Source organism: Terasakiella brassicae (assembly GCF_014641495.1).
In the GTDB taxonomy this organism is placed as follows: Bacteria; Pseudomonadota; Alphaproteobacteria; order Rhodospirillales; family Terasakiellaceae; genus Terasakiella; species Terasakiella brassicae.
This window is the reverse complement of the sequence record NZ_BMHV01000004.1, coordinates 134,135-156,864: the sequence shown is the minus strand read 5'-3', so window position 1 is coordinate 156,864 and position 22,730 is coordinate 134,135. Positions and strand designations below refer to the sequence as shown.

Below are 22,730 nucleotides of genomic sequence, written 5' to 3'. Positions count from 1 at the left end.
AGGTGTGTTTGCTACATAATACCGAACACACCTAAGCCTCACCCAAGACTTCTTTGACTTTATAGGCGAGGTCTTTGAGCTTGAAGGGCTTGGGTAGGAAATGGATCGTCGGGTCATTTTCGATCCCGTCGGGGATTACGTCTTCGGCATATCCGGACATGAAAATAACTTTCATATCCGGTTGGCTCGCCCGGACCAGTTCAACGAGGTCCGGGCCCTTCATGCCGGGCATAACCACATCAGTAATAATCAGGTCAATCTTATTGGCTTGAGATTTAAAGATATCCCACGCTGCATCGCCACTGGGCGCTTCGATCACTTCGTATCCCTTGGCGCTTAGGGCACGTGCGCCAAACAGGCGGACCGGGTCTTCATCTTCAACCAGCAAGATGGTTGCGGTCCCGGTCAAATCGGCATGGTCAAACAGGTCCGGTTGTTTTTTCTCCACTTTCTTCGCAACCGCCTCTTCCTCCACTGCCGGGAAATAGATCGAGAAGGTCGTTCCCTTGCCAACCACGCTGTCAACGAAGATATAGCCATCGGTTTGACGGACAATCCCGTAAACGGTCGATAGGCCAAGACCCGTTCCTTTGTCCACATCCTTGGTTGTAAAGAAAGGCTCAAAAATCTTGGTCAGGTTTTCCGGTGCAATCCCGCAACCTGTATCGGAAACCTCGATACAAACGTAGGATCCCGGCGGCATAATATCGTGGGCTTGTTCCACCGGGTCGTGGACAAGCGCATTATTGGTACGGATCATTACCTCGCCGTCCCCATTCATCGCATGCCCGGCATTCACCGCCAAATTGACAATGACTTGTTCCAGTTGCCCCGTATCCACACGGATTTGTTTCAGGTCGCGCCCATGATCAATACGCAAGACAACCGTTTCCCCCAACGAACGGTTCAGCATGGCTGAAAGATCGGAAATAACTTCTGAAATATCGACAATTTTCGGCCGCAAAGTCTGCTTGCGTGAAAAAGCGAGTAATTGACGCACCAGATCCGTTGCCCGGTTTCCGCTTTGATAAATTTGTTGCAGTTCCTGATGGTCCGGGTCGCCCTTGGGGTGGCGTTCCAGCAAAATTTCACAAAAGCCCGTCAACGCAGTCAAAACGTTATTGAAGTCATGCGCAACCCCACCGGCCAGTTGACCGATGGCCTGCATTTTTTGAGCTTGTGTAAATTGCAGTTCCAGATCCCGTTGTTCCGTCGCATCGATAAAGTGCAAGACAAGGCCGCTGATTTGCCCGGTTTCATCTTCCATGTGGCCTGCAAACACACTGACCGTCAGCATACGCGCACGCGCTGTCGGCATTTGCACGTCAAAGCGCACAGCAGCCATTGTCCCCATCGCGACTTTGCCGAGCTGTCGGCTCGCATCGTCGTGATATTCAGACTTGATCTGATCAAAAAGCGAACGACCGACAATCGCATCCTGATGGCGACCCAGCATTTTAAGGAAAGCGCGGTTACAATCCACAACATTACGTTCCAGATCCAGCACGGCAATGCCGACCGGTGCTTCCTTAAACAACCAACGCACACGCGGATCATAGCCGAGCGAGGCTTTGCTTGAGCTACGTTCCGGTCTGTGTTGGGCGACTTGGCCCTGTTCAATCCCATCGCGCAATACAAGGCAACGGTTATGGACAAAATTACCTTGATCGTCATAGAGTTCGGTTTGACGGACATAAACGTCAAAGGGGCGACCATCTGCGCCTTTCAAGCTCATCACCCCATTGGGACCATCGCGTAAATCCAGAACAAAGTCCGCCAAGCCCAATCCGGTTGCACGTACCATTTCCGGTGAGACCCCCAGCCAATCGCCCAAGGTTTGATTGACAAATCGAAAGCGCCCTTGTTGGTCGGAACTGAAAAAACCCACCGGTAAATTATCGAGGAAATCGAACATTTGGCGAAATTCTTTGCGTTGCGCTGTTTCCATTTCGCGCCGTGCACTGACATCACGCACCAACCACAACGTAAAGCCCACAGGTTTTCCCAATGGTGTCACAGAAATCCGCCGCCATTCGCGGCTACCGTCACTTAAACGGACCGGGACTTCACAATAATCACCAACGCCATTACGGGCATTCCCGCGCAGACGCTTAAATTCCGCCTGTGCGCCTTCACCGTCCAGTAAATCCACCATACCTGTGATTTCCGGTTTTCCCGGCATAATCGGCATCAGTCGTTTAAAGCCCGGATTGGCATAGACGGTGGAGCCATCACGCGCCGTGATTAATCGGGCCTCGGGTAAAACATCAATGGCTTGGCGCAACAGATCACCAAACGCCCCGGCATTTCCGGCCGAGCCCACCGCCCAGCCAAACATGCCCATACAACCAATCCCGATGACCAGACTGACATATGTCACCATACTGTCTGCCTGAAGCAAAAAATGATTGATTATCGTCACCAAAAACGCCACCCATCCCACAACGGCCCAGCTGATGGGTTGACGGACGACACGTTTTAATCGACGATGTAATCGCATGGAAAAAGACAGCGCCAGCATCAATTCATCTGCCCCTTCAGACGCATGACATAGCCGATGACCTCGGCCACAGCGGCGTAATGTTCCGCCGGGATTTCCTGATCAATTTCAACAGACGCGTAAAGGGCACGCGCCAAGGGTGGGTTTTCAACGATCGGCACCTCGTGTTCTTCGGCAACTTCACGGATACGAAAGGCAAGATTATCCATGCCTTTCGCCACCAATTTAGGGGCCGCCATTAAGTCTTGTTTATATTCCAGGGCACAGGCGTAATGAGTCGGGTTTGTCACGATGACATCCGCTGTCGGAACGGCTGTCATCATACGTTGGCGTGCCCGCTCCATCCGGAGTTGGCGGATTTTGGCTTTGACCTGCGGGTCCCCTTCGGACTGTTTATGTTCGTCTTTGACTTCCTGCTTCGTCATTCGCATTTGCTTCATAAACGTATAACGTTGATAGGCAAAATCCATTCCCGCAATCAGCGTCATTAAAGCGGTAACCGAAATCAGAATGTAAACAGCAACATCATACATTAAGGATAAGAGCGCGAAGATATCATGTTCAGGCAGCAGTTCTACATTCATGTAAATCGGCAGAACAACCAAAAAAGCCGCACCACCGACCAGGGTCATTTTGAAAATTGTTTTAATCAGCTCAACCACTGCTCGTGTCGAGGCAACTTTTTTCAAACCTTTTTTTAAAGAAAGGTTGGACAGTTTGGGTTGTATTTTTTTAGGTGCCCAAATAAGGCCCGTTTGGAAAATGCCGGACATCACAGCCGTCAGCATAAAAACAAACAGCAGCGGCAAAACCCGCAAGCCCATATCTCCGACCAACCGTTCAAACATCACGCTCAAAGAATTACGGTCCAGAGACAATTGATAGCCGTCACGCCAAAAATAAACAATCGGCTCGACAACACTTTTGGCAAAGAACGGCCCTAAAAACAGAACGAAAATGGCTGCAGCAAAAAAGGAGGCCCAGCTTTTAATCTCCTGAGATTGCGAAACCTGACCTTCTTCGCGTGCCTTGGATAGTTTTTTGTCCGTTGGCTCTTCTGTTTTTGAAGCGTCGTCTTCTTCAGCCATGCGATCCTCTCAACGCCCCTTATGGTTCCAAAAAACCGATGAGGCCTTTTTGATAATACTGCAAGAATACCATCATAATGGCTGAAATTGTAAACGTCAGCATAACAATCGTCACCATAATCTGCGCAGGCATGGCAACGAAATAAATCTGGAATTGCGGGTTTAATCGACTGATCAAACCCATAGCAAGCTGAAAACCAAACGATAACAGGATAAAAGGTGCTGCCAATTCAACACCAATCTTAAAAGACCCCGCCACTGTTCGTGACATAAATTCCGCAAAATCACCAATAGGCGGCAACTGCCCGGGCGCAAACAAAGTATAACTATCCACCACGGCAGATAACATCAAGTGATGCAGATCAGTTACGAAAATGGTAACCATAGCAAGATTAACAAAAAAAGTTGAAATAACTGAACTTTGTGATTGCGAAACCGCATCAAAAGAAAAGGCGTTGGACAGCGATGCAACAAAGGCAATAATCATCCCCAAAACCTGCATTGCACTCAGCATAATCATCATCAACGCCCCGAAGAAAAAACCGATTAAGATTTCCCCCCCCAACAACATTAGCAGTTCCAGCGGATGAATAGGAAAAGGAGGGAAATTATGGGACACAACAGGGACAAGTATAAGCGCCAACATCAAAGCAAATAACAAACGAATGCGTACGGGCACAAAACTCGCGCTGATCCCGGGCATCACAATAAATGCACCGCTCATACGCGCAAAAATCAATCCGAAATGAAAAATATTAAAAGTAAAGATGTCGCTTAACATAAAAAATGCCCTTTATCCAAGGGCGATGATCTTGTCAAAAATTTCTTCCCCAAAATCCGTCATGTGATTAATCATATAAGGCAACATCAACACCAACGCGACAAAGATCACAATAATCTTGGGAACAAAAACAAGCGTCATTTCCTGAATGGACGTTAAGGCCTGAAACAATGCAATCAACAGACCGATGACCAAGCCGGCCATCAAAATGGGGCCACCTGTGATCAGGATCATCCAGAATGCCTCACGTCCAATTTCTATAACCCCAATTTCGTTCATCTCATCAAATCACTTAAATCGGCATTTTTATAATTTCTTGATAGGCTTGGATCACCTTATCACGCACCGTGGTTACCGCCTGCAGGGTCACTTCGGCCTCTGCAACCGCTGTCACAACCTCGTTGACATCGGCTTGACCTGCCGCCGCTTTCAAAGACATGGTTTCACTTCTATAACCGATATCGGCCGCTTCACGAACCGCCTGTTTCAACAGGTCGGAAAAATCTTCACCACCAGTTTCTTTCGTCTCGTTCAATGACGGAAGTTTGTTGATCGAGTCAGCCTGGCGGGCATAGGCAGCCGCCGCAGATGCCATCATATTGTCAGCCATTTACCTTTTGTCCTTCTCCAAACCTTAACGCAAAATACCGATGCTTTGTTGCAGCATCTTTTTACTGGCCTTAATCGTATTCACGTTCGCTTCATAGGAACGTTGTGCCTCGCGCATATCCATCATTTCAATCAACGAACTGACATTGGGACGTAGAACATACCCATTTTCGTCCGCTGCCGGATGTGCCGGATCAAAAAATTTCTTAAAATTCGCTTTACTGTCTTCCTTGACCTTATGAACATGCACAAGGTTCACGTCCATCTCTTTATCAAGTTCGTTTTTAAACAGGATTTTTTTACGACGATAGGGGATTTCGCCCGGCTTCGTTGGCAAGGAATCCGCGTTGGCAACGTTCTCGGAAATGACCCGCAAACGTGCCCCCTGTACTTTCATACCAGCCGTGGAAATCCGCATACTTTTAAATAGGTCATCCATTGTGAACCTCTATACCTCTTTGACTCTCATCCAACAGAAAAACAAAAAACAACTTACTGCTTGCCTAAAGCAATTTTGAAAAGCCGCATATTCTTTTTGTAAACTTCCGTGGTCAGTTCGTGATCGACTTGCGACTCCGACATCTTGGTCATCTGTTCTTCCAGAACAACCTGGTTGCCGTTAATCGTCGATTCATAAGGCTTGGGATCATCCACCGCATATTCGCGCATACGCGCAGGCTCCGTCCCGATATGTTTCGAGTCGGTACCAACCGGGCTGACATGCATCGCCTGACGCCGCATCAAATCTTTAAAATTGAACGGCTTCAAATCCTTGGCGATATATTTAGGCGTATCCGCATTGGCAATATTTTCTGCCAACACTTCCTGCCTGTTACCAATGTAGTCCATTCGCTTTTTCAAAACAGCGAACAACGACATTTTGCCTAAGTCCATTTCGAACTCCTAACCTGAATTATGCCCTCGACCTCCCAAGAACAAAAATCAGCACATCGTCAAACCATGCCCGCAAATAATACCTAGGGGCACAGTTCTACTATGCAACACCCATATTAACAAATAGTAAAGCCTTATGTCAGCCTTTTTATGCAAACACTTGCCTTAAGGTTTTTTAAAACAGTTTGAAATAAGATATTCTCGTTAGAAACTACCATTGGACCCCGCCGTGAACGAGCCCAAAAACAAACCTGCAAAACCTGTTAAGCCCGATCAGATTGCGGTTGCCCTCTCCTATGAAGGTGTTGAAGGCAAGGCACCGGAAATTGTGGCGTCTGGGCGCGGCGCCGTTGCAGAGCAAATTTTGCAGATCGCCTTTGATGAGGGCGTTAAAGTACGCGAAGATGCCGACCTTGCACAAATCCTCAGTCTTCTGGATGTGGGGCGTGAAATTCCGGTCGAGGCTTTCAGTGCCGTTGCAGAGATTTTGACCTATGTCTATCAGGCCAATCGTCAACCGATGCCCGGCATTGACGTTCCCCTTGAAAAACCACAAAATAATCCCTCTTCAACCCAAAAACCGAAAAAACGTAATGACTGAAACGGTGCGTGATATTAAGAACAAAATTGAACAGATCCTCTCTTTTATCGAGACGGCCGAACGTTTGATCTATGATGGAAAAATGGTGGATATCGCAGCCCTTCAAGGCCACATCAACCACCTGTGCCAAGATATCCAAAAACGCCCGCAGGCCGAAGCGCGCACGTACCTTACAGACCTGAACACCTTGTTTGAGGCATTGGAACGTCTGGAAAAAGACGTCAACCTTCAGCATGACGAATTAACAGAACGCTTGAAGTTCAGCGGCGGACGTGTCAATCCTCTTATGGCGCAGGAAATCAGTGACGATGACAATGAAACATAAGATAGACAAGGCACAGATATAAACGATGGATATCTCCGATTATTTGCGATTTGTGTTCGCGCTGGCCTTTGTTATCTCGCTCATTGGCATTTTGGCATTTATTGCCAAACGTTATGGTATGGGCTATCGCCACGCACCAAGAACAGCTAAAAAACGCCTGAGCATTTCTGAAATCATGCCGATAGATGGTAAACGCCGCCTCGTCCTTGTCAAACGTGATGGCCGCGAACACCTTCTGGTTATCGGCGGTACAAACGATCTGGTTGTTGAAACAAACATCATGGAAGACGCCTTCAACTTCAGCGAACATCTTGCCGCAACATCACACATCACCGATAAAAACAAGATGGATGAAGGGGACCCGCAATGACAAAAAAACAAATCTTGAAACTCTCCCTAAGCGGTAGCCTTTTCTTTGGCTTGAGCTTTATGATTTTAGCCGTCTTCAATTCCGATGTTCTTGCCCAAAGCTTCACGCTGGATTTCGGCGACCCGAATGTTGGTGGTCCTGAAAGCACCACATCGCGCATCATCCAGTTGATCGCCCTGACAACCGTGCTGTCGCTGGCCCCCAGCATCCTGATTATGGTGACATCGTTCACCCGCCTGATTATCGTTTTCGGTTTCCTGCGAACCGCGATGGGAACGCAGCAAGCTCCTCCCAACCAGGTGATGGTATCGCTTGCACTTTTTTTAACCTTTTTCATTATGATGCCGACCTTTGACGCCGCCTACCAACAAGGGATTAAACCCTATATGGATGGCGACCTTGAAGAAATCACCGCATTTGAAAAAACGGTCCAACCCTTTCAACGATTTATGATGCAGCATGTGCGCAGCAAGGATTTGGACCTGTTTATGGGAATTGCCAAAGCAGACATAAATGTTAAAGCCGACGATGTCCCCTTAAAGGCACTGATCCCCGCCTTTATGATTTCTGAAATCCGCCGCGCCTTTGAAATCGGTTTCCTGTTGTTTATCCCCTTCCTTGTCATCGATATGATCGTTGCCTCGGTACTTATGTCTATGGGGATGATGATGCTACCCCCGGTTATTATCGCCCTGCCCTTCAAGATCATCTTCTTCGTGCTGGTCGATGGCTGGTATATGCTGGTCGGCTCGCTGGTGAAAAGTTTCGGCACAGGTATATTGGAATGAAAAAAAGCGGCACTTCATTAAATGAAAGTGCCGCTTTTAAAAATGCAGTTCTCTGAAACTTTATTTTATTTCAGTAGCTTTTCGATATAACGCGGCAATGAAAACGCCCCGACATGCACACCCGGTGTGTAATAGTTGGTCTCAAAACCGGCTTGATCAAAACGCGCCTGAATGTCCGCAATGGATTGTTGACGCTTGTTCACATCATCCGTTGCCCAAGCCAAAGTCATAAAACCACCGATATAGGTCGGCACCGCCACCACATAAAAAGACATATCTTTAAAATGAGGGGCCATACGGCCTTGTGTGGTTGTCACTTCGTCTTCTTGGAAAAACGGCACACCGTTTTGCGTCACAAGGATACCGCCCTGTGTCAGGCAATCATGGCAATCACTGTAAAATTCGCTGGTGAACAGAACTTCCCCCGGACCGATCGGGTCGGTTGAATCGACAATGATCACGTCAAAACGATCTTGCGTTTCCTTAACGAATTTCAAGCCGTCCGCGATAACCAGATTGCACCGTGGATCATCAAATGCGCCATCGCTATGTTCCGGGAAATATTTTTTGGACATTTCCACCACAGAGGCATCAATTTCCACCATCGTGCATTCAACGTTTTTATGACGCAGCACTTCGCGCAACACACCGCCATCGCCGCCGCCGATGATCAATACTTTTTTCGCATTGCCATGAGCAAAAATCGGCACGTGAGCGATCATCTCGTGATACACGAACTCGTCACGATCGGTTGTTTGGGTCACCCCGTCCAACAACATGACACGACCAAAAAAGTCGTTCTCGAAAATCACAAGGTCCTGATGTTCTGTTTTTTCTTCAAACAGAACTTCCGTTGCGCTGAAGCGTTGCTGATAGAACGGATAGAGCGTTTCGCCAATCCAGCGGCTCATACGTCCTTGCCCCGCAGTTGCTCGTCCACGTCAATACGGTTCGGGCTGAAGGCATCCTGTAAGAACGGAATTGCCTTATGCGGATCACAATCGCCACACATAAAGACATCAAGCGCCGCAAAAGACGCTTCCGGCCATGTATGGATCGAAATATGAGACTCAGCCAAAACCAAAACGCCGGACACGCCACCGTTAGGTTCAAAGTGGTGCAAATGACAGTGCAAAATTGTTGCACCGGCCTCATCAGCACCCGCACGCAAGGTACGTTCGATCAAATTGATATCATCCAACTTGCTGGCACCCCATAAATCAATCAACAGGTGTGTGCCTGCGTAGCGGATACCATTGCGTTCGATGAAATAGTCTTTGTTGTTTTCAATCACAGCAAAACCGGATTGTTGATCAACATTTTCGCGGATCTGGGTCTCGCCCGGTACTTGTACCGAGTCCATCCCCAGTTCGGCAAGAGCAGCAGTCTTGGCCATTCCAAACCCTTTCCAAACCAGTAGATAGATGATCCGCAAAAACTTATATGCGGATAAGGACGCAGTGTTTGCCTGAGATTAGAGGCAAACACAAGTGAAATTTTCAACATTATTAATTTTTTTTGAAACAGCGTTGCTTTTACGTTTTTCAGAGACAACATACGCCAAGTCATTGGATCAATTGATGGCACTGAGTTGCCCTGCTTTCAGCCGTTCCTGATATTCCGTCATAAAGCTGGAGAAGTTTTCCGCCGGTTTCACCAATTGGGTAATGGTGCGCGGATCCAGCATGCCTGCATTTTCACGCGATGCAATCAGACGGAAAGCATCACGCAGAGTCGTTTGTTCCATCGCCGCGCCGTAATCGGCACGAATACGCGCCACACCACGTTCATTTGCCCCCAACGTGTAAGCAACCGCCAAATTCAAAATCAACCGGGCCTGTTCTTCATCCAGCGGCTTGGCACGGCGCGCCCCCTTCGCCAACGCCAGACGTTTAATGGTCACAGCGGAATTACGCCAATCGGATGCGTTCCAGTACACTTCTGAGCGCAAAATATCAGCAGCAACCGTTTCATCTTCGGCATCATCCAGCAATTTCAAGGCCTGATCCGTTTTTCCCATATCAATCAGGGCACGCGCTTCCAGATGACGACGTTGAACAATCTCTTCCGCTGTCATGGTGGGTTGGGCACTTTTCTTAAGTGCACGAATGGCACGTTCTGGATTGTTTGCGGCTAAATACACCACGGCCAAACGTGTCCCGACTTGTGCCTTTTTCTGACCGCTTAAACGGAACTGCACCTGATTTTCCAATAATTCTGCCGCTTCACGTAGAAGATCTACCGCTGCCAGACGATCGGCCAACTTGCGGATCATCTCGTCCCCTTTTTCCCCGGCTGGCGTCAATTCGCGGAATTCATCATAAAGGGCAATCGCCGTCACTGGCGGTAACTCATCCGCCTTGCTTTCGAGATACAATTCTTCAAAGATACGGATCATTTCCTGTGTCACGGCTTCGGCCTGCGGATGTTCACGGAAATAGGTTGCCGCTTGACGTAAGGTGCGCAAGCCATCGCGGTAATTTCCGGTCTGAACGTACAGATCGCCTAAACGCCGCAGCAGCTTGAATTCAAAATCATCCCCGCGCCATGCAAAACGCAGTTTCTCCAATGCCTCAATCAACTGCTTGGCATCAATCCGTTCGTTTTTATATAACAACTCGGACTTGGACAGGGCTACACGTGCCCGCGATGGGCGGTGATTGCCATTTTCGACCTGCTCATACATCACCACGGCCCCGTCAGGATCACCGCTGATTTCTTTGCTGCGTCCGCGCAGATATTTTACCGCATCAACCTGACGGTTATTCAATTGTTCTGACTCAAGCACTTCAAGGTAGGATTCAGCCTGACGGACATCGCCGGTCGACAAGGCCGCTTCTGTCAACAACAAAGCAAGCGGGAATTTAAGACGGGGCGGATAATTTCGGATCACACCACCCAGACGTTTCAAAGCAAACGCGCTTTCACTGAAATCGCCCCCGGCAGCCGTCACGGCCGCTTGCCAGAACGCGCCTTCATCCTTGGCAGCAACTTCATCTCCCTCAAGATCTTTTGCTGCCTCGTCCAGTCGGCCCATCACATAACGGGCAACCCCGCGCATCGCCCTGAATTCAGGATCTTTTTCTTTTTCAGGATTAGATTTTGCCATCACGTTCAAAACGCCCAACGCTTCCGGCCCCATTGCATGGGCAAGATAATATTGCGCCAATTTTGTACGGGCGATATCACGGCGCGGTCCTTTCAGACCGGCAACCGCTTTTTCAAGGTCCTGACGGTTGACACGGTAATGATCGATACTGCCGATTTTCCATTTGTCAAAATCAAACAGACGGCTAACGCCGCGCAACCCGCCCAGTTTTGCCTGTGCCACAGCCTTTGTGCCTGTATCAGACAATTTCAAGCTGGCGGTAGATGTCATTTCAATACCGGATTTCAGCGTGCGAATACGTAAATCGTCACTCAGTGGGCGATAAACCGCCCCTTGCGCACTGGCTAACAATTCAAACTGAGGATAATTTCGCGCCGTATTCACACCATGCCCCAATGGGATCACCGGAACAACGACCAGATTATCCCCGATCACAGGGTCTTGCACAGGCACTGGCAAGCCACCTTCCTGGACAGACATAAACAGGCGCGAACCTGCTGGTGAATGAGGTTGTGGCTGAACTTCAATTTCTTGTGTCGCCAACAACGGCAATTTCCCAAACTCAAACACCCATGCTAAACCTTCGCGCTTGGGTCGCGGATTAAACCCTTCGGCTGTTACCATACGTAAAACAGTGGCACGAGGAATGGCAATTTGTTCAATTTGGGAAATTCCACCGTTTGAGGCCGTCTTCAATGCGTTCAAATCCTGCTGGGTTTGCTTGTCAAACACCAGCCAGACCGAACCGCCACGACGAAACGCTGCCGCTGCCACGGGTTCGCCAAATTCAAAGCGTAAAGAAAACGCGGCTGCCAAAGCAGACGTGCCATCGGTTGCAGGTTCATCCAGTGCCTGCGGTGCGGTGACTTTTTCCACCGGAGCCGCACGCGGTGCAGGGGCCTTCGCGGGTGCTTCGACAGTAGGCTCTGCAACAGGAGCAGGTTGCTGGATCGCTTGCGGTTTTGTAGGTTCCGGTGCGGGTGCAGGGGGCGGTGCGGGCGCTGTTGCAACCTGCGTTGCTTCTTCTGCTGTCGGGGCTTGTGGCTTGTTGGCCAAATTATCGGGATACACATCCACAACAACTTTTGTCCCGACATAAAAATCTTTAATCCGTGCCCCTGCCGTCACGTCCAGTTCGACATCATTGCCATTTTGGCGAATGCCGCGTACCTGCCCCGTTAATCCACGTTGGGCACGTGACAAGTCATACTGTGCAGGTTCATTGAACTGTACAACGGTTTTCCCCTGATAGTCCCCGATCGTATAGCCAACCTTTTTCGCCCAGTCGAACACGATCCGGGTATAAGTTCCCTTTTCACCTTTGCGTACACGAATGGACGGCCCATTTGCCGGAACGACAGAAGCTTGCGTTTGAACAGGTGTCGCTTGCACAGGTGCAGGTGTCGGGGCTGGAGCGGGGCTCGCCGCACGTGGTACAGGCGCACTCGTCTGTTTGGGAGCGGGTTGTGCCGGGGCGGGTTCGCCCAAAACATCAACAACCAGATAACTGCCAGTATAGAAATGACGTAAACCGTAATCGCCCGTCAGATTGATCGTCACATTACGCCCGCCATTAGACGGCGTTACATTGGAAATATATTTCTTCAGATTTCGACGGACTTCATTATAGGAGGTTTCGGCAGGTTCGCCAAAACTCAGATTCAAAACGCCATTTTCAATATTGGCTTCGTAACGAACCGGCAAAGACCATTTAAAGACCATCCGCCCATAACCGGGATGCGCACCGGCACGCACGGCAATACGTTCGGCCCAGACTTGTCCGCTGAGGGCAAATATGCCGATCATAAACGCCAAAATGGCTATGAGTGAGCGCCCTTGTCTCAAAATGCCGTTCGTCCCTAATTACTTCAACACACCGGTCTGCAACACCAGTATGTCCACACGCCGGGCTAATGCCTCTTTTTTAGCAGGTGCGATATCGGGCAATTGCCCGTAACCACTGTCCCCATAACCATATGCCAAGAAATCTTGTGTGAAGCCAGACTTTCTTAATGCATTTCCCACAGCAATGGCCCTAAAAAGTGATAATTCCCAGTTGGACGCATAATCCAGCCCTTCAGCCGGTTTTGGGTCCGTATGTCCAGTTATAACAATCTGATTACTAACATGTCGTAAAACATCGCCAAGTTTTAGCATAGTTTCTTGCGCATGCGGACTTAAGTTTTTGCTTCCACTGGCAAAAAGCAGATCTCCCGGCAATGAAATCAATAAACGATCATCTAAAAGCTGGATCATAGAGCGCCCCAAAATGTCGTCTTTTTCGACCTTTTCCGTCAAAACAGCCTGCAAATACTCCAAATTGATCGCACGCTGACGAAAAACAGTTGAAATATTATAATCCGCCGTTGCTGTTGCGACAGTTTCGTTCTTTTCTGGATTCAAGGTAGTTGATAAGGAGTCTGTAATCGCATCCCATTTATCAATTTGCACCGTAGACATGGAAAAAAGCATGACAAAAAAGGTCAAAAGCAAAGAGACCAAGTCGGTGAATGTCAACATCCACGCCCCCGTCTTTTCACCGTCCTCTTTCCCGGAAACGCCGAACGATGTCATGCCGACTTTTCTGCCCTGTCGGATCATTGCCCGCCCTCCCCTAATCGTGGCGGGCGCAATGATATCGGGGCATTTGCCTCTTCCGGCGCGGGGACTACCTCCTGCGCAGGCGGGGTAAGGGGCAAAGGAAGCACAACCGCCCTGTTTCCATTGGAAGCCTGAGAGTTTTGCGGTGATAATGTCACTGGTTCCGGGCGGGCTTGTTCAACCTCAGCCGGTTTAATCACTTCACTGGAAATCAAAGGAGACTCTTCAAACCGAATACGGTTTTCGTCTTGGGCGCGGATATGAAACCAAATTTCCAATGCGGTTTCATCACTGCCCTTCACCCCAATGGAAACCGACCCCGGCGGGGCACCGCGCGTCAAGAGTTCACGGGCAAAAGCACCAGCACGGCGCACAGGTAAACTTTGTTTCGTCGGCAATGTCCGAATACCGGACCAAGGGGCCGGCACAACAAATTCCATTTCAAAACGCAAACCCGGCGGATTGGCACTGAGGGCTGCCACAAGACGGTCCATAAACCCGTATTGCCCTTCGCGGATAGTATCTTTATCCAGTTCAAACAAGCTATCCCCGTCAATTTCAACCCGCATCAATCGCCCGGGCTGAATGGTATCCACTTTTACCACGCCGATAACCGTCGAAAACAGCCCGGTCACCTGACGCTGAAAATCATCCGCAGCCAGAAAATCACCTGTCGTCGCATTAAAAGCGGTTAGATCCATACGTGGGGGTAAAACGGAGGAAAAAGTCGAGGTCAGACTTTCCATTAAGGCTTTCGATTTCACCTCTTCCGTCGAAGAGATACTCACAAGCAGAATAAAAAAGGCTAAGACGAGCAGATAAAGCGACAAAAAAAGCGTAATTGTCCGTCCGGCGTCACTTTCGGGTCTTTTGCCCCCACCAAAGTTTACCTGAATTCGGTCCATCGCCTTCTATTATGTCATGGGTTAATCGAAACTGGCCAGCAGAGCATCGATGTCTTCCTGACTTCTGCCCTGACCTTCAAGCTGCGGACCTTCCAGTAAGTCTTCGTCGGTTATTTCCTTCGGTCCATCCTCAACAGGATCGGGGTTCTCAGCTTTGAATTTATCAATTTCCGAACCAAACGCATCGACCAAGGCATCGATTTTTTCTTCAATATGTTTCAGGGCATTCACCACTTTTGTAATGCGTTGCCCTGTAATGTCCTGAAAAGTACAGGCTTCATAAATTTTAGTTGTCGCTTCCATCAGTTTATCACTGATTTCCGGTTCCAACCCCGCCATAACCTCTTCGACAATTTCGGTTGCGTCCATAATATTGTTGGTCGCATCCGCAGTCGCCTCGACAATAGCATCCAGTTCATCACTGGCGGAAGAAAGGTATTTTTCCTTCACATCGTCGGGACGGAGCTGAGCAATCTCGGCCTTGGCACTATGGATATACTCAGCCAGAGATTCCAGCTCGTTATAGAGTTCCATGTCAGCAGACGTAACATCGCCTTTCATCGTTGAAAGAAGACTATCCACAACTTCGACCACTTCTTCTACTTGCACGGTATCACCATAAGTGTCGCGCAATTCATCAAGACGTGCACCCAAATCGGGGTCTACTTTAGAAGAAACTGACATGAAAACTCCATAAACCAGAAATGACTAGACATCGAATGACTTAGAAATCACCGATGACACTAACCATTTTACCTTTTAGCGTTTCCGCGTTGAACGGTTTTACGATGTAGTTGGATACACCGGCTTCCTTCGCTGCGATAACGTTTTCAGACTTACTTTCCGCAGTCACCATGATGAACGGAATGTGCTTCAACTTCGCATCGGCACGGACTTCGCGCAACAATTGCAGGCCCGTCATCGGTTCCATGTTCCAGTCGGAGATAATCAAGTCAAAATTGGCTTGGCGAAGTTTTTGTAACGCCTGACTTCCATCAGTTGCTTCATCAATGTTGGTAAACCCCAACTGACGCAGCAAGTTGCGGATGATACGCAACATTGTTTTATAATCATCCACAATAAGGATCGGCATATTAGGATTGACAGCCATTTAGCACTCCACTCCCAGATAAAAGTATCTTTTCAATCGGCTTGTACCTTTTCCAAAAAAACATATAAAAAAGGTATCTATTAAATTTAGTACTTGAGCTTAGCCTATGACGCAACCTTTTTAAAAAGGAAACCAACGCATTAGCTCATTTTTTTTACACAAAGGGATAAATCAGCCCCCTGTCAACTCGCCCGGCTGCGGTAAACTACGTAGTTTAAACAGTTCTTCTGTTACATCACGTGCTTTTTTCGGGTCCATTTTTGCAAGAATAGGAGCAAGCCGCCGCTTGTTCATTTTTTCAGCAACTTCAAGCAAGACATCCATTTCAAGCTCTTCAAAGATTCGCCCGGCATCCTTAGGCTTCATATTTTCATAGATTTTGACCAAATTCACCAACTTGTTGGCTTGTTGCTCATCATATTTAACCATTTTATCTTCAATCGTCTGTTGCAAGGCCTTCAACGACTGAACTTTTTTATCAATACGTGCCTCCGCAGCCTTCAACAGGTTTTCGCGAACATCCAGTTCACGGGCATGGGCTTCAATCTCTTCCCGACGTTCCGCCAGCTTTTGCAGCAAATCCACCTCTGCCTGCGTATAGAATGTCGGATCATCACCGATCCCGGTATCGCGCTGATCATTGGCGGCTTCCTCCGCTGCAATGGCTGCATCTTCTTGGGCCATTGCTTTTTTTTCCTCGTCGCTCAATTCTTCGGTATTGGCTTGCGCCAGTTCCAGAACACGCGGCGGGGCGGGATGGCGATCATTCAAAATATCTTTGGCTTCTTTCGGGCGATCCTGCGCGGCTTTTTGTTCAGCCCCAGCCTGAGTAACGCTCACGGCACCCATCCAGTCGCCAACCCCTTCCCAGATCGCATTCACCTTGATCGTCAGCAAAAACACAGCCACAAAAATTGTAACCGGCAGGACTCTCAATCTATTCAGGAAGGTCATCATGTGTTATCTCCCGGTCTTCAGCGCACTGATTCAAGAGCTTTCAAAAGCTCCCGCTCGGCATCTGTTTTCGGTTTAAATTCTTCTTCGTCCTCTTTTTCCGCTTGTTGTACAGAGGCTTGAGGCTTATCCTTGCCCGGTGGAACAACCGTATCTTTCACTTTTTTCCCGGAATAGGCCGGGGGCTCGGGCCGATTATTGCGGACTTTTTCTTCCAGCTTATCCGCCGACACGCCCGCACGTTCAATCAGGAAATTCAAATCATCGCGCAAGGCTTCGGCCTTACGCAAGGTATCCTGCACATCGCGTTTCATATCATCGGCAGACCCGGTCAGTTTATGGATACTTTCTTCGGCCCGCAAAGTCGCATCATTAAATTGATTGGCCAGCGTTTCCAATTCAGACTGGTCCTGACGCAACTGGGAAAGGCGACGGTTTAACATAACCGCATAAGCAATGGTCGCAATCAGCAAGATCGCAATCAAAATGTCCAAGAGCAAGGCAAACGGCACAGGCTTATCCTTTCGTCTTCGTAATTTCGTCGTCGATACGCACGGCGATATTGTTACCTTTACGACCCATTTTACCCACATACATGGAGACACCGCCACAACGAATTTCAACGTCTGAATCCGGGGTGGCATTAAACATGATCTGTGAACCGATTTTCAGATTAATAATATCGGTCAATTCCATATATTGTTCATCCAGCACGGCTTCAAGATCCACATCCGTTTGCCAAAGCTCCCGCGCCAGGTGTGTTTCCCAAATACTATCGCGACCGAATTTTTCCCCCATGAACATCTGCAACAGAAGTTCACGAACCGGTTCCAAAGTCGCATAGGGCAGCAGCATTTCCACGCGCCCGCCGCGATCTTCCATATCAATACGCAGCTTGGCGACAATGGCCGCGTTGCTGGGCCGCGAAATCGTCGCAAAACGCGGGTTGGTTTCCAAACGATCAAAACGGAACGTCACCGGGCTCAGCGGATCAAACGCAGCGGACAAGTCATTCAAAACAACGTGCACCATCCGTTCCACCAGATTACGTTCAATGGTGGTATAGGGACGGCCTTCAATCCGCATGGCAGCCGTTCCGCGCCGCCCGCCCAGCAAAACGTCCACGATAGAATAAATCATGGAACTGTCGATCGTCAGCAAACCGAAGTTATCCCATTCTTCCGCCTTGAAAACACCTAACATCGCCGGCAAGGGGATAGAGTTCAGATAATCACCAAAACGGATAGAGACAATGTTATCCAGCGACACTTCGACGTTATCGGATGTAAAGTTCCGCATCGATGTGGACATCATCCGCACCAGACGGTCAAAAACGACCTCCAGCATCGGCAGACGTTCATATGAAACCAGCGCCGAATTCAGGATAGCCTGAATACCGGACTGCCCTGTATCGTCATCGTGATCTTCATCAAAACCGAGAAGGCTGTCGATTTCGTCCTGGTTTAGAACCCGCGTGGATTCACGCCCGCCGACCGCACCCAGCAAATCGGCGCCGCCACCACCATCGTCGCCGACCATAGACTCCCATTCGGCGGCGAGATCGTCATCGGCCTCGTCATCGTCATCACCGAGGGCGGCTTCCCATTCGGCGGCGAGATCTTCGCCATCGTCGTCGGCGACAGTCATGCGTGCGGTCCTTTACTTCGATCAATCATTCGTCTTCTACCAATACGCTATTGTACCAGCATTTCCTTAAAAAGCACATCATTCACCTTCACAGGTGCAACGGCGGCGTTTACACGCGCCAACAATTCTTCACGTAAGCGATACATTCCGGCCGATCCTTTTAAATCCTCCACGCGCAATTCACGCAAATAGACCTGAAAAGCATCAACGACACGGTCCTGCACGGCTTCAACCTTGACCACATCTTCCACATTGGGCAGTTCAAGACTGACACGGATTTTCAGGAAGCTGGATTTACGCCCCGTGGTATTCAGGTTGACCAGAATTTCGGGCAAATCGGTAAACGCAACCGGACCGGCAGGCGCAGCATTGCCCCCTTCCCCGCCTTCACCATCGACGGTCTCTTCCACACCCAGCAACGGATCAAGCAAACCGGTAAAATAAGCGCCGGCCGCCCCGCCGATAATCAAGACCAGCGGAATGGCAAGCAGCAATATCTTTTTCTTACCACCGCCCGAACCCCCTTCTTCGCTACCGTCCAGATCGTCGTCGTCACCCATGTCGTCGTCGAGATCGTCATTAGCCATATCGTTCACTCACTTCGATTCAAATTCCATCTGCTTCAGCCTTGCAACTGATATTGCACCTTTTAAAGATGCGCATAACAGTCTCCTAAAGCTACCCTTATTTACACCATAATAAGCAAGTAGTTAACAACTGGTTTAATCCGTTTTTTTACCTGACGCAAAAAAACACAAAAATGCAGACAGGTTTATTCATTCACAGCAAGGCATTTATTGCCGCACTCCCGCAATCTTGTCCGGCAAATTTTGAATAGCCCCCCTGATATAAAATAATCAACTATTTGTTTTTAAATATATTTCTAGACTGGCACAGTGTGTGCATATAGGTTTACCAACAACGCGGCAAAATGTCGCACCATCTAGAGCGAAAAAAGTTTAGAGGCTTAGCCAAATGGAAAATACATTACTCATCGCACTGTCCAGACAGACGACTTTGCGTCGTGAAATGACTTCTGTGGCAAACAACATCGCCAACATGAATACACATGCGTACAAACGTGAAAGCATGATGTTCGATGATTTTCTGATGCGCAGCAAGGGCGGCGAAGCGATTATGGGCGACAAGCTCAAATTTGTGCGCGATGTCTCGCAATACCGTGACCTGTCCGAAGGCAATCTGGAAGAAACCGGAAACTCCTTGGATGTTGCCATTCATGGGGACGGCTATTTTGTCGTGGAAACACCACAAGGCAATCGTTACACCCGTAACGGTCACTTCCAACTCAACAATGAAGGTATTGTTGTGACAAGTGACGGGCATCCGGTTTTAACCGCAGAAGGCGATCAAGTTTCCATTCAGGCCAATGACAGCCGTATCGAAATCAGCCGGACCGGCCAGATTTATACGGATGGCGGTGAAATCGGTAAACTGAGCATCGTAAATTTCGAAAACCCGCAGTTTTTGAACAAAGTATCCAGCACGATGTACAGCTCCGACACACCGGGCACGCAGATTGAACAACCCCATGTCATTCAAGGCAAGCTGGAACTGTCCAATGTTCAGCCGATCATCGAAATGACACGCATGATTGATGTCCACCGCAGTTATGAAAAAGCAAAAGATCTGGTCGGTAAAGAAGATGAGCGGATCAAAAAAGCCCTCACCCTGATTTCAGATAGATAAAGAGCGCCGATCAAACGGCTGAACCAGAGCGAATAAGTTTAGGAGTAAGAAAATGAGATCATTAAGCATCGGCGCGACAGGCATGATGGCACAACAACAAAATGTTGAAGTGATTTCCAACAACCTTGCCAACATGAACACAACGGCCTTTCAACGCCGCCGGACAGAATTTCACGATCTTCTGTATCAAAACCTGCGTCGTGCCGGCTCAACCTCCGCAGACAATGGTGATGTTGTCCCGACCGGTGTTCAACTGGGTCTTGGTGTAAAACTGGCCTCTGTGTACCGTATCCACGAACAAGGTAACCTGTCAGCAACCGACAACACATTCGACCTTGCCATTCAAGGCAATGGTTTTTTCCAAATCACATTGCCGGACGGTCAAACGGCCTATACACGCGATGGCACCTTCCAGTTAAACGGTGACGGTGAACTGGTCACCCACGATGGGTATCAGGTGCAACCGGGTATCACCATTCCCGCAAACGCCGTTGATGTCACCATCAACGCCAGTGGTGAAGTGCTCGCCAAAATTGATGGTCAGATCCAACTGCAAAACGTTGGTCAATTGACCTTGGCAAACTTCCCCAACCCGGCGGGCCTTAGCGCCGAAGGGTCCAACTATTACCTAGAAACACCGGCTTCCGGTCAGGCCTCCACCGCCGCACCGGCGACCACGGGTTACGGATCCATTCTGCAAGGTTTTCTGGAAACATCAAACGTCAATGCGGTTTCCGAAGTCACCAACCTGATTTCAGCACAGCGTGCCTACGAAATGAATTCCAAGGTCATTTCCACGTCCGATGAAATGATGGGCACCCTGTCCAACATGCGATAACGGAGGGCTAAAACCATGAAACGCTTTATCTTTTTTCTAAGTTTGCTCGGCGTTCTGTTTTTTGCGTGGCAAGCACAAGCGGAAACAGACAAGCTCGCTGTTGGTGAGGCCGATCCGGTTTCCTTGCGTGAAAACATTTCTGTATCCAGTAATTACATTCGCCTTGGTGATTTTTTCACGAACGTTCCGCTGGACAAGGCCGATACAAAAATTGCCTACGCCCCCAAACCGGGCCGTCGCGCCAGTTTTGACGCGCGTTGGCTTTATCGTGTTGCACGGGCCTATGGCCTGCAATGGCGTCCCCTGTCCGCCGATCTGCGCACCATCGTCAATCGCGAGAGCGCCATTATTGAAAAAGACGAAATTCGCGATGCCATCGCAAAGGCACTGGGCAGATACGACCTACCCAGCAACCCGGAAGTGGAACTGAGCAATAAAAACTTACGTGTGCACGTACCCAGCGACCTGATGGCCGAAGTTCAAGTCAATGATGTCAGTTATAGTCGTCGCACAAACCGTTTTGCCGCAATGGTCAGTATTGGTGAAAAAGGCATGAACCCGGTCCAACAGATCCGCGTTACCGGAGAAGTTCATTCCATGTTGGAAATACCGACCCTGACGCACCGTTTGAGCAAAGGCGATGTGATTTCACAAAACGACATTACCTGGATCAAGGTTCGTGCCGATCAAACGCAACGCGATATCGTGATTGATGCGCAAGACATTCTCGGCATGACCCCGAAACGTCTTTTGCATGCCGAACGTCCCATCCGCGCCCGCGATGTACAACGCCCCATCGTCGTTCCGAAAGGCAGTCTTGTCACGATCGTTTTACAAATGCCCGGTATGACCCTGACCTCCAAAGGCAAAGCAATGGAAAACGGATCGGATGGCGAAACCATTCGCGTTATCAACACCAAAACAAAACGGACTATCGATGCCATTGTGCTGAGCAGTTCAACCGTTACGGTCGTCCCTCTTTCGGCCAAACACGCTCAACTCGCCCTAAATCAATAAATCATATCGCGCGTTGAGTTCAGTCTTAGAGCATAGTTACAGGAGACTAGACATGTTTAAATTTAGAAATATTCTCCGTATTTCAGCCATCATTCTTTTGATGTCATCCCTTTCGGCCTGCAACCTTTTCACACGTCTTTCCCAAGTCGGTGACGGCCCGAAAACAACCGAAATCGTCAATCCGACCAAGCGCCCGGATTATCGCCCGATCAGCATGCCTATGCCGGCCCCTGAAGTCGCGACAGTCAACCCGAATTCCTTATGGCGCAGCGGTGCGCGGGCCTTCTTTAAAGATAATCGCGCCAATTCGGTTGGTGATATTTTGACCGTCAGCATCGCTATTTCAGATAAAGCAACCATCAACAACAAGACAGAGCGCACCCGCGATGACGGCGAAGATAGCAACATTACCAACCTGTTCGGCTTTGAAGCGGGTCTCAGCAAGGTGGTTTCCTCAAATGTTCTCAACACATCAACCGTCAGCCTTGATACCGATCACACCACCACAGGTGAAGGTAAAATTGCCCGCGATGAAACCATCACCCTGACCGTTGCTGCCGTTATTACGCAAATTTTACCGAACGGAAATTTGGTGATTAATGGCCGTCAGGAAACATTGGTCAACTATGAACTACGGGAATTGAACATCACCGGCATCATCCGCCGCGAAGATATTTCTTCATCCAATACAATTGATCATACAAAGATCGCTGAGATGCGCGTCACATACGGTGGTCGCGGCAACGTTTCCGAATTGCAACAACCGCGTTGGGGTATGCAAATTCTGGATATTGTCTCACCGTTCTAACTCTTTTAATGCCCTGGCTCTTATCGCTCTAAGACGCAAGGAAAACTCAAGGCCGAGGTCATCCGACTTCGGCCTTT

General features: G+C 49.0%; 26 protein-coding genes. 8 read left to right on the top strand and 18 right to left on the bottom strand.

Annotated features, from left to right (window positions below; all coding sequences use genetic code 11):
* Positions 1-31 precede the first annotated feature (31 nt).
* The 7 genes from IEW74_RS03890 to flgB are packed head-to-tail and all read right to left on the bottom strand — an operon-like array spanning position 32 to position 5,872.
* On the bottom strand, positions 32-2,521 hold the full coding sequence (locus IEW74_RS03890) for a hybrid sensor histidine kinase/response regulator (protein ID WP_188661808.1): 2,490 nt from the start codon (positions 2,519-2,521) through the stop codon (positions 32-34).
* Positions 2,521-3,588, bottom strand: coding sequence for a flagellar biosynthesis protein FlhB (flhB, locus tag IEW74_RS03885; RefSeq protein ID WP_188661806.1), 1,068 nt, complete (start codon positions 3,586-3,588; stop codon positions 2,521-2,523). Before flhB ends, IEW74_RS03890 begins: the two co-directional genes overlap by 1 nt.
* Before the next feature lie 19 nt (positions 3,589-3,607).
* Positions 3,608-4,369: a flagellar biosynthetic protein FliR gene (locus IEW74_RS03880; protein ID WP_188661804.1), complete on the bottom strand. Its 762-nt coding sequence runs from the start codon at positions 4,367-4,369 to the stop codon at positions 3,608-3,610.
* 12 nt (positions 4,370-4,381) lie between these two features.
* Complete coding sequence (gene fliQ, locus IEW74_RS03875) at positions 4,382-4,648, bottom strand: flagellar biosynthesis protein FliQ (RefSeq protein ID WP_188661802.1); 267 nt, start codon at positions 4,646-4,648, stop codon at positions 4,382-4,384.
* 13 nt (positions 4,649-4,661) lie between these two features.
* Entirely contained in the window at positions 4,662-4,979 is a 318-nt protein-coding gene (gene fliE / locus IEW74_RS03870; protein WP_229734227.1) for a flagellar hook-basal body complex protein FliE, read from the bottom strand.
* A gap of 24 nt (positions 4,980-5,003) precedes the next feature.
* A complete protein-coding gene (flgC, locus tag IEW74_RS03865) occupies positions 5,004-5,417 on the bottom strand; it encodes a flagellar basal body rod protein FlgC (RefSeq protein ID WP_188661799.1) in 414 nt (137 codons plus the stop codon).
* Between the two features lie 53 nt (positions 5,418-5,470).
* Positions 5,471-5,872 (bottom strand): flagellar basal body rod protein FlgB, encoded by a 402-nt coding sequence (gene flgB, locus IEW74_RS03860; protein ID WP_188661797.1) that lies wholly within the window; start codon positions 5,870-5,872, stop codon positions 5,471-5,473.
* A 229-nt stretch (positions 5,873-6,101) separates the two neighbouring features.
* Here flgB and IEW74_RS03855 point away from each other — a divergent pair, with 229 nt between their 5' ends.
* Genes IEW74_RS03855 through fliP form a run of 4 tightly spaced genes read left to right on the top strand, consistent with a single transcriptional unit; the run spans position 6,102 to position 7,956 of the window.
* Complete coding sequence (locus IEW74_RS03855; protein ID WP_188661795.1) at positions 6,102-6,473, top strand: EscU/YscU/HrcU family type III secretion system export apparatus switch protein; 372 nt, start codon at positions 6,102-6,104, stop codon at positions 6,471-6,473.
* Positions 6,466-6,798 (top strand): hypothetical protein, encoded by a 333-nt coding sequence (locus tag IEW74_RS03850; RefSeq protein ID WP_188661793.1) that lies wholly within the window; start codon positions 6,466-6,468, stop codon positions 6,796-6,798. Before IEW74_RS03855 ends, IEW74_RS03850 begins: the two co-directional genes overlap by 8 nt.
* A 25-nt stretch (positions 6,799-6,823) precedes the next feature.
* Entirely contained in the window at positions 6,824-7,168 is a 345-nt protein-coding gene (locus tag IEW74_RS03845) for a FliO/MopB family protein (protein ID WP_188661791.1), read from the top strand.
* Positions 7,165-7,956 carry a flagellar type III secretion system pore protein FliP gene (gene fliP, locus IEW74_RS03840; RefSeq protein ID WP_188661789.1) on the top strand — a complete coding sequence of 264 codons (792 nt, stop codon included), beginning with the start codon at positions 7,165-7,167 and terminating at the stop codon, positions 7,954-7,956. The genes IEW74_RS03845 and fliP overlap by 4 nt, the downstream gene beginning before the upstream one ends.
* A 65-nt stretch (positions 7,957-8,021) precedes the next feature.
* Here fliP and speE read toward each other — a convergent pair whose 3' ends face one another.
* The 11 genes from speE to IEW74_RS03785 all read right to left on the bottom strand — a co-directional run bounded on the left by speE (position 8,022) and on the right by IEW74_RS03785 (position 18,870).
* A complete protein-coding gene (speE, locus tag IEW74_RS03835; RefSeq protein WP_188661786.1) occupies positions 8,022-8,867 on the bottom strand; it encodes a polyamine aminopropyltransferase in 846 nt (281 codons plus the stop codon).
* Positions 8,864-9,352 carry an adenosylmethionine decarboxylase gene (gene speD / locus IEW74_RS03830; protein WP_188661783.1) on the bottom strand — a complete coding sequence of 163 codons (489 nt, stop codon included), beginning with the start codon at positions 9,350-9,352 and terminating at the stop codon, positions 8,864-8,866. Before speD ends, speE begins: the two co-directional genes overlap by 4 nt.
* A gap of 177 nt (positions 9,353-9,529) precedes the next feature.
* A complete protein-coding gene (locus tag IEW74_RS03825) occupies positions 9,530-12,871 on the bottom strand; it encodes a tetratricopeptide repeat protein (RefSeq protein ID WP_188661781.1) in 3,342 nt (1,113 codons plus the stop codon).
* A gap of 57 nt (positions 12,872-12,928) precedes the next feature.
* The gene (locus tag IEW74_RS03820; protein WP_268233800.1) at positions 12,929-13,639 is read right to left on the bottom strand and encodes an OmpA/MotB family protein; all 711 of its coding nucleotides are present in this window, start codon (positions 13,637-13,639) and stop codon (positions 12,929-12,931) included.
* Between the two features lie 23 nt (positions 13,640-13,662).
* Positions 13,663-14,571: a flagellar motor protein MotB gene (locus IEW74_RS03815; protein ID WP_188661780.1), complete on the bottom strand. Its 909-nt coding sequence runs from the start codon at positions 14,569-14,571 to the stop codon at positions 13,663-13,665.
* A gap of 21 nt (positions 14,572-14,592) precedes the next feature.
* Positions 14,593-15,255, bottom strand: a complete 663-nt coding sequence (locus IEW74_RS03810) for a protein phosphatase CheZ (RefSeq protein WP_188661778.1) — start codon at positions 15,253-15,255, stop codon at positions 14,593-14,595.
* Positions 15,256-15,295: 40 nt separating this feature from the next.
* On the bottom strand, positions 15,296-15,682 hold the full coding sequence (locus IEW74_RS03805) for a chemotaxis response regulator CheY (protein WP_188661776.1): 387 nt from the start codon (positions 15,680-15,682) through the stop codon (positions 15,296-15,298).
* A 171-nt stretch (positions 15,683-15,853) separates the two neighbouring features.
* On the bottom strand, positions 15,854-16,639 hold the full coding sequence (locus IEW74_RS03800; protein WP_188661774.1) for a MotE family protein: 786 nt from the start codon (positions 16,637-16,639) through the stop codon (positions 15,854-15,856).
* A gap of 17 nt (positions 16,640-16,656) precedes the next feature.
* On the bottom strand, positions 16,657-17,148 hold the full coding sequence (locus IEW74_RS03795) for a DUF6468 domain-containing protein (protein WP_188661772.1): 492 nt from the start codon (positions 17,146-17,148) through the stop codon (positions 16,657-16,659).
* Between the two features lie 4 nt (positions 17,149-17,152).
* Positions 17,153-18,283 carry a flagellar motor switch protein FliM gene (gene fliM, locus IEW74_RS03790; protein ID WP_188661770.1) on the bottom strand — a complete coding sequence of 377 codons (1,131 nt, stop codon included), beginning with the start codon at positions 18,281-18,283 and terminating at the stop codon, positions 17,153-17,155.
* Between the two features lie 47 nt (positions 18,284-18,330).
* On the bottom strand, positions 18,331-18,870 hold the full coding sequence (locus tag IEW74_RS03785; protein WP_188661768.1) for a flagellar basal body-associated FliL family protein: 540 nt from the start codon (positions 18,868-18,870) through the stop codon (positions 18,331-18,333).
* Positions 18,871-19,258: 388 nt separating this feature from the next.
* Between IEW74_RS03785 and flgF the strand changes: the two genes are divergently transcribed.
* From flgF to flgH, 4 genes are read left to right on the top strand one after another with little or no spacing between them, the layout of a single operon-like run.
* Positions 19,259-19,990 (top strand): flagellar basal-body rod protein FlgF, encoded by a 732-nt coding sequence (gene flgF, locus IEW74_RS03780; protein WP_188661766.1) that lies wholly within the window; start codon positions 19,259-19,261, stop codon positions 19,988-19,990.
* 52 nt (positions 19,991-20,042) lie between these two features.
* Positions 20,043-20,828: a flagellar basal-body rod protein FlgG gene (flgG, locus tag IEW74_RS03775; protein WP_188661764.1), complete on the top strand. Its 786-nt coding sequence runs from the start codon at positions 20,043-20,045 to the stop codon at positions 20,826-20,828.
* Between the two features lie 15 nt (positions 20,829-20,843).
* Positions 20,844-21,845 carry a flagellar basal body P-ring formation chaperone FlgA gene (flgA, locus tag IEW74_RS03770; protein WP_188661761.1) on the top strand — a complete coding sequence of 334 codons (1,002 nt, stop codon included), beginning with the start codon at positions 20,844-20,846 and terminating at the stop codon, positions 21,843-21,845.
* A gap of 52 nt (positions 21,846-21,897) precedes the next feature.
* Positions 21,898-22,653 (top strand): flagellar basal body L-ring protein FlgH, encoded by a 756-nt coding sequence (gene flgH, locus IEW74_RS03765; protein WP_188661759.1) that lies wholly within the window; start codon positions 21,898-21,900, stop codon positions 22,651-22,653.
* Positions 22,654-22,730 lie beyond the last annotated feature (77 nt).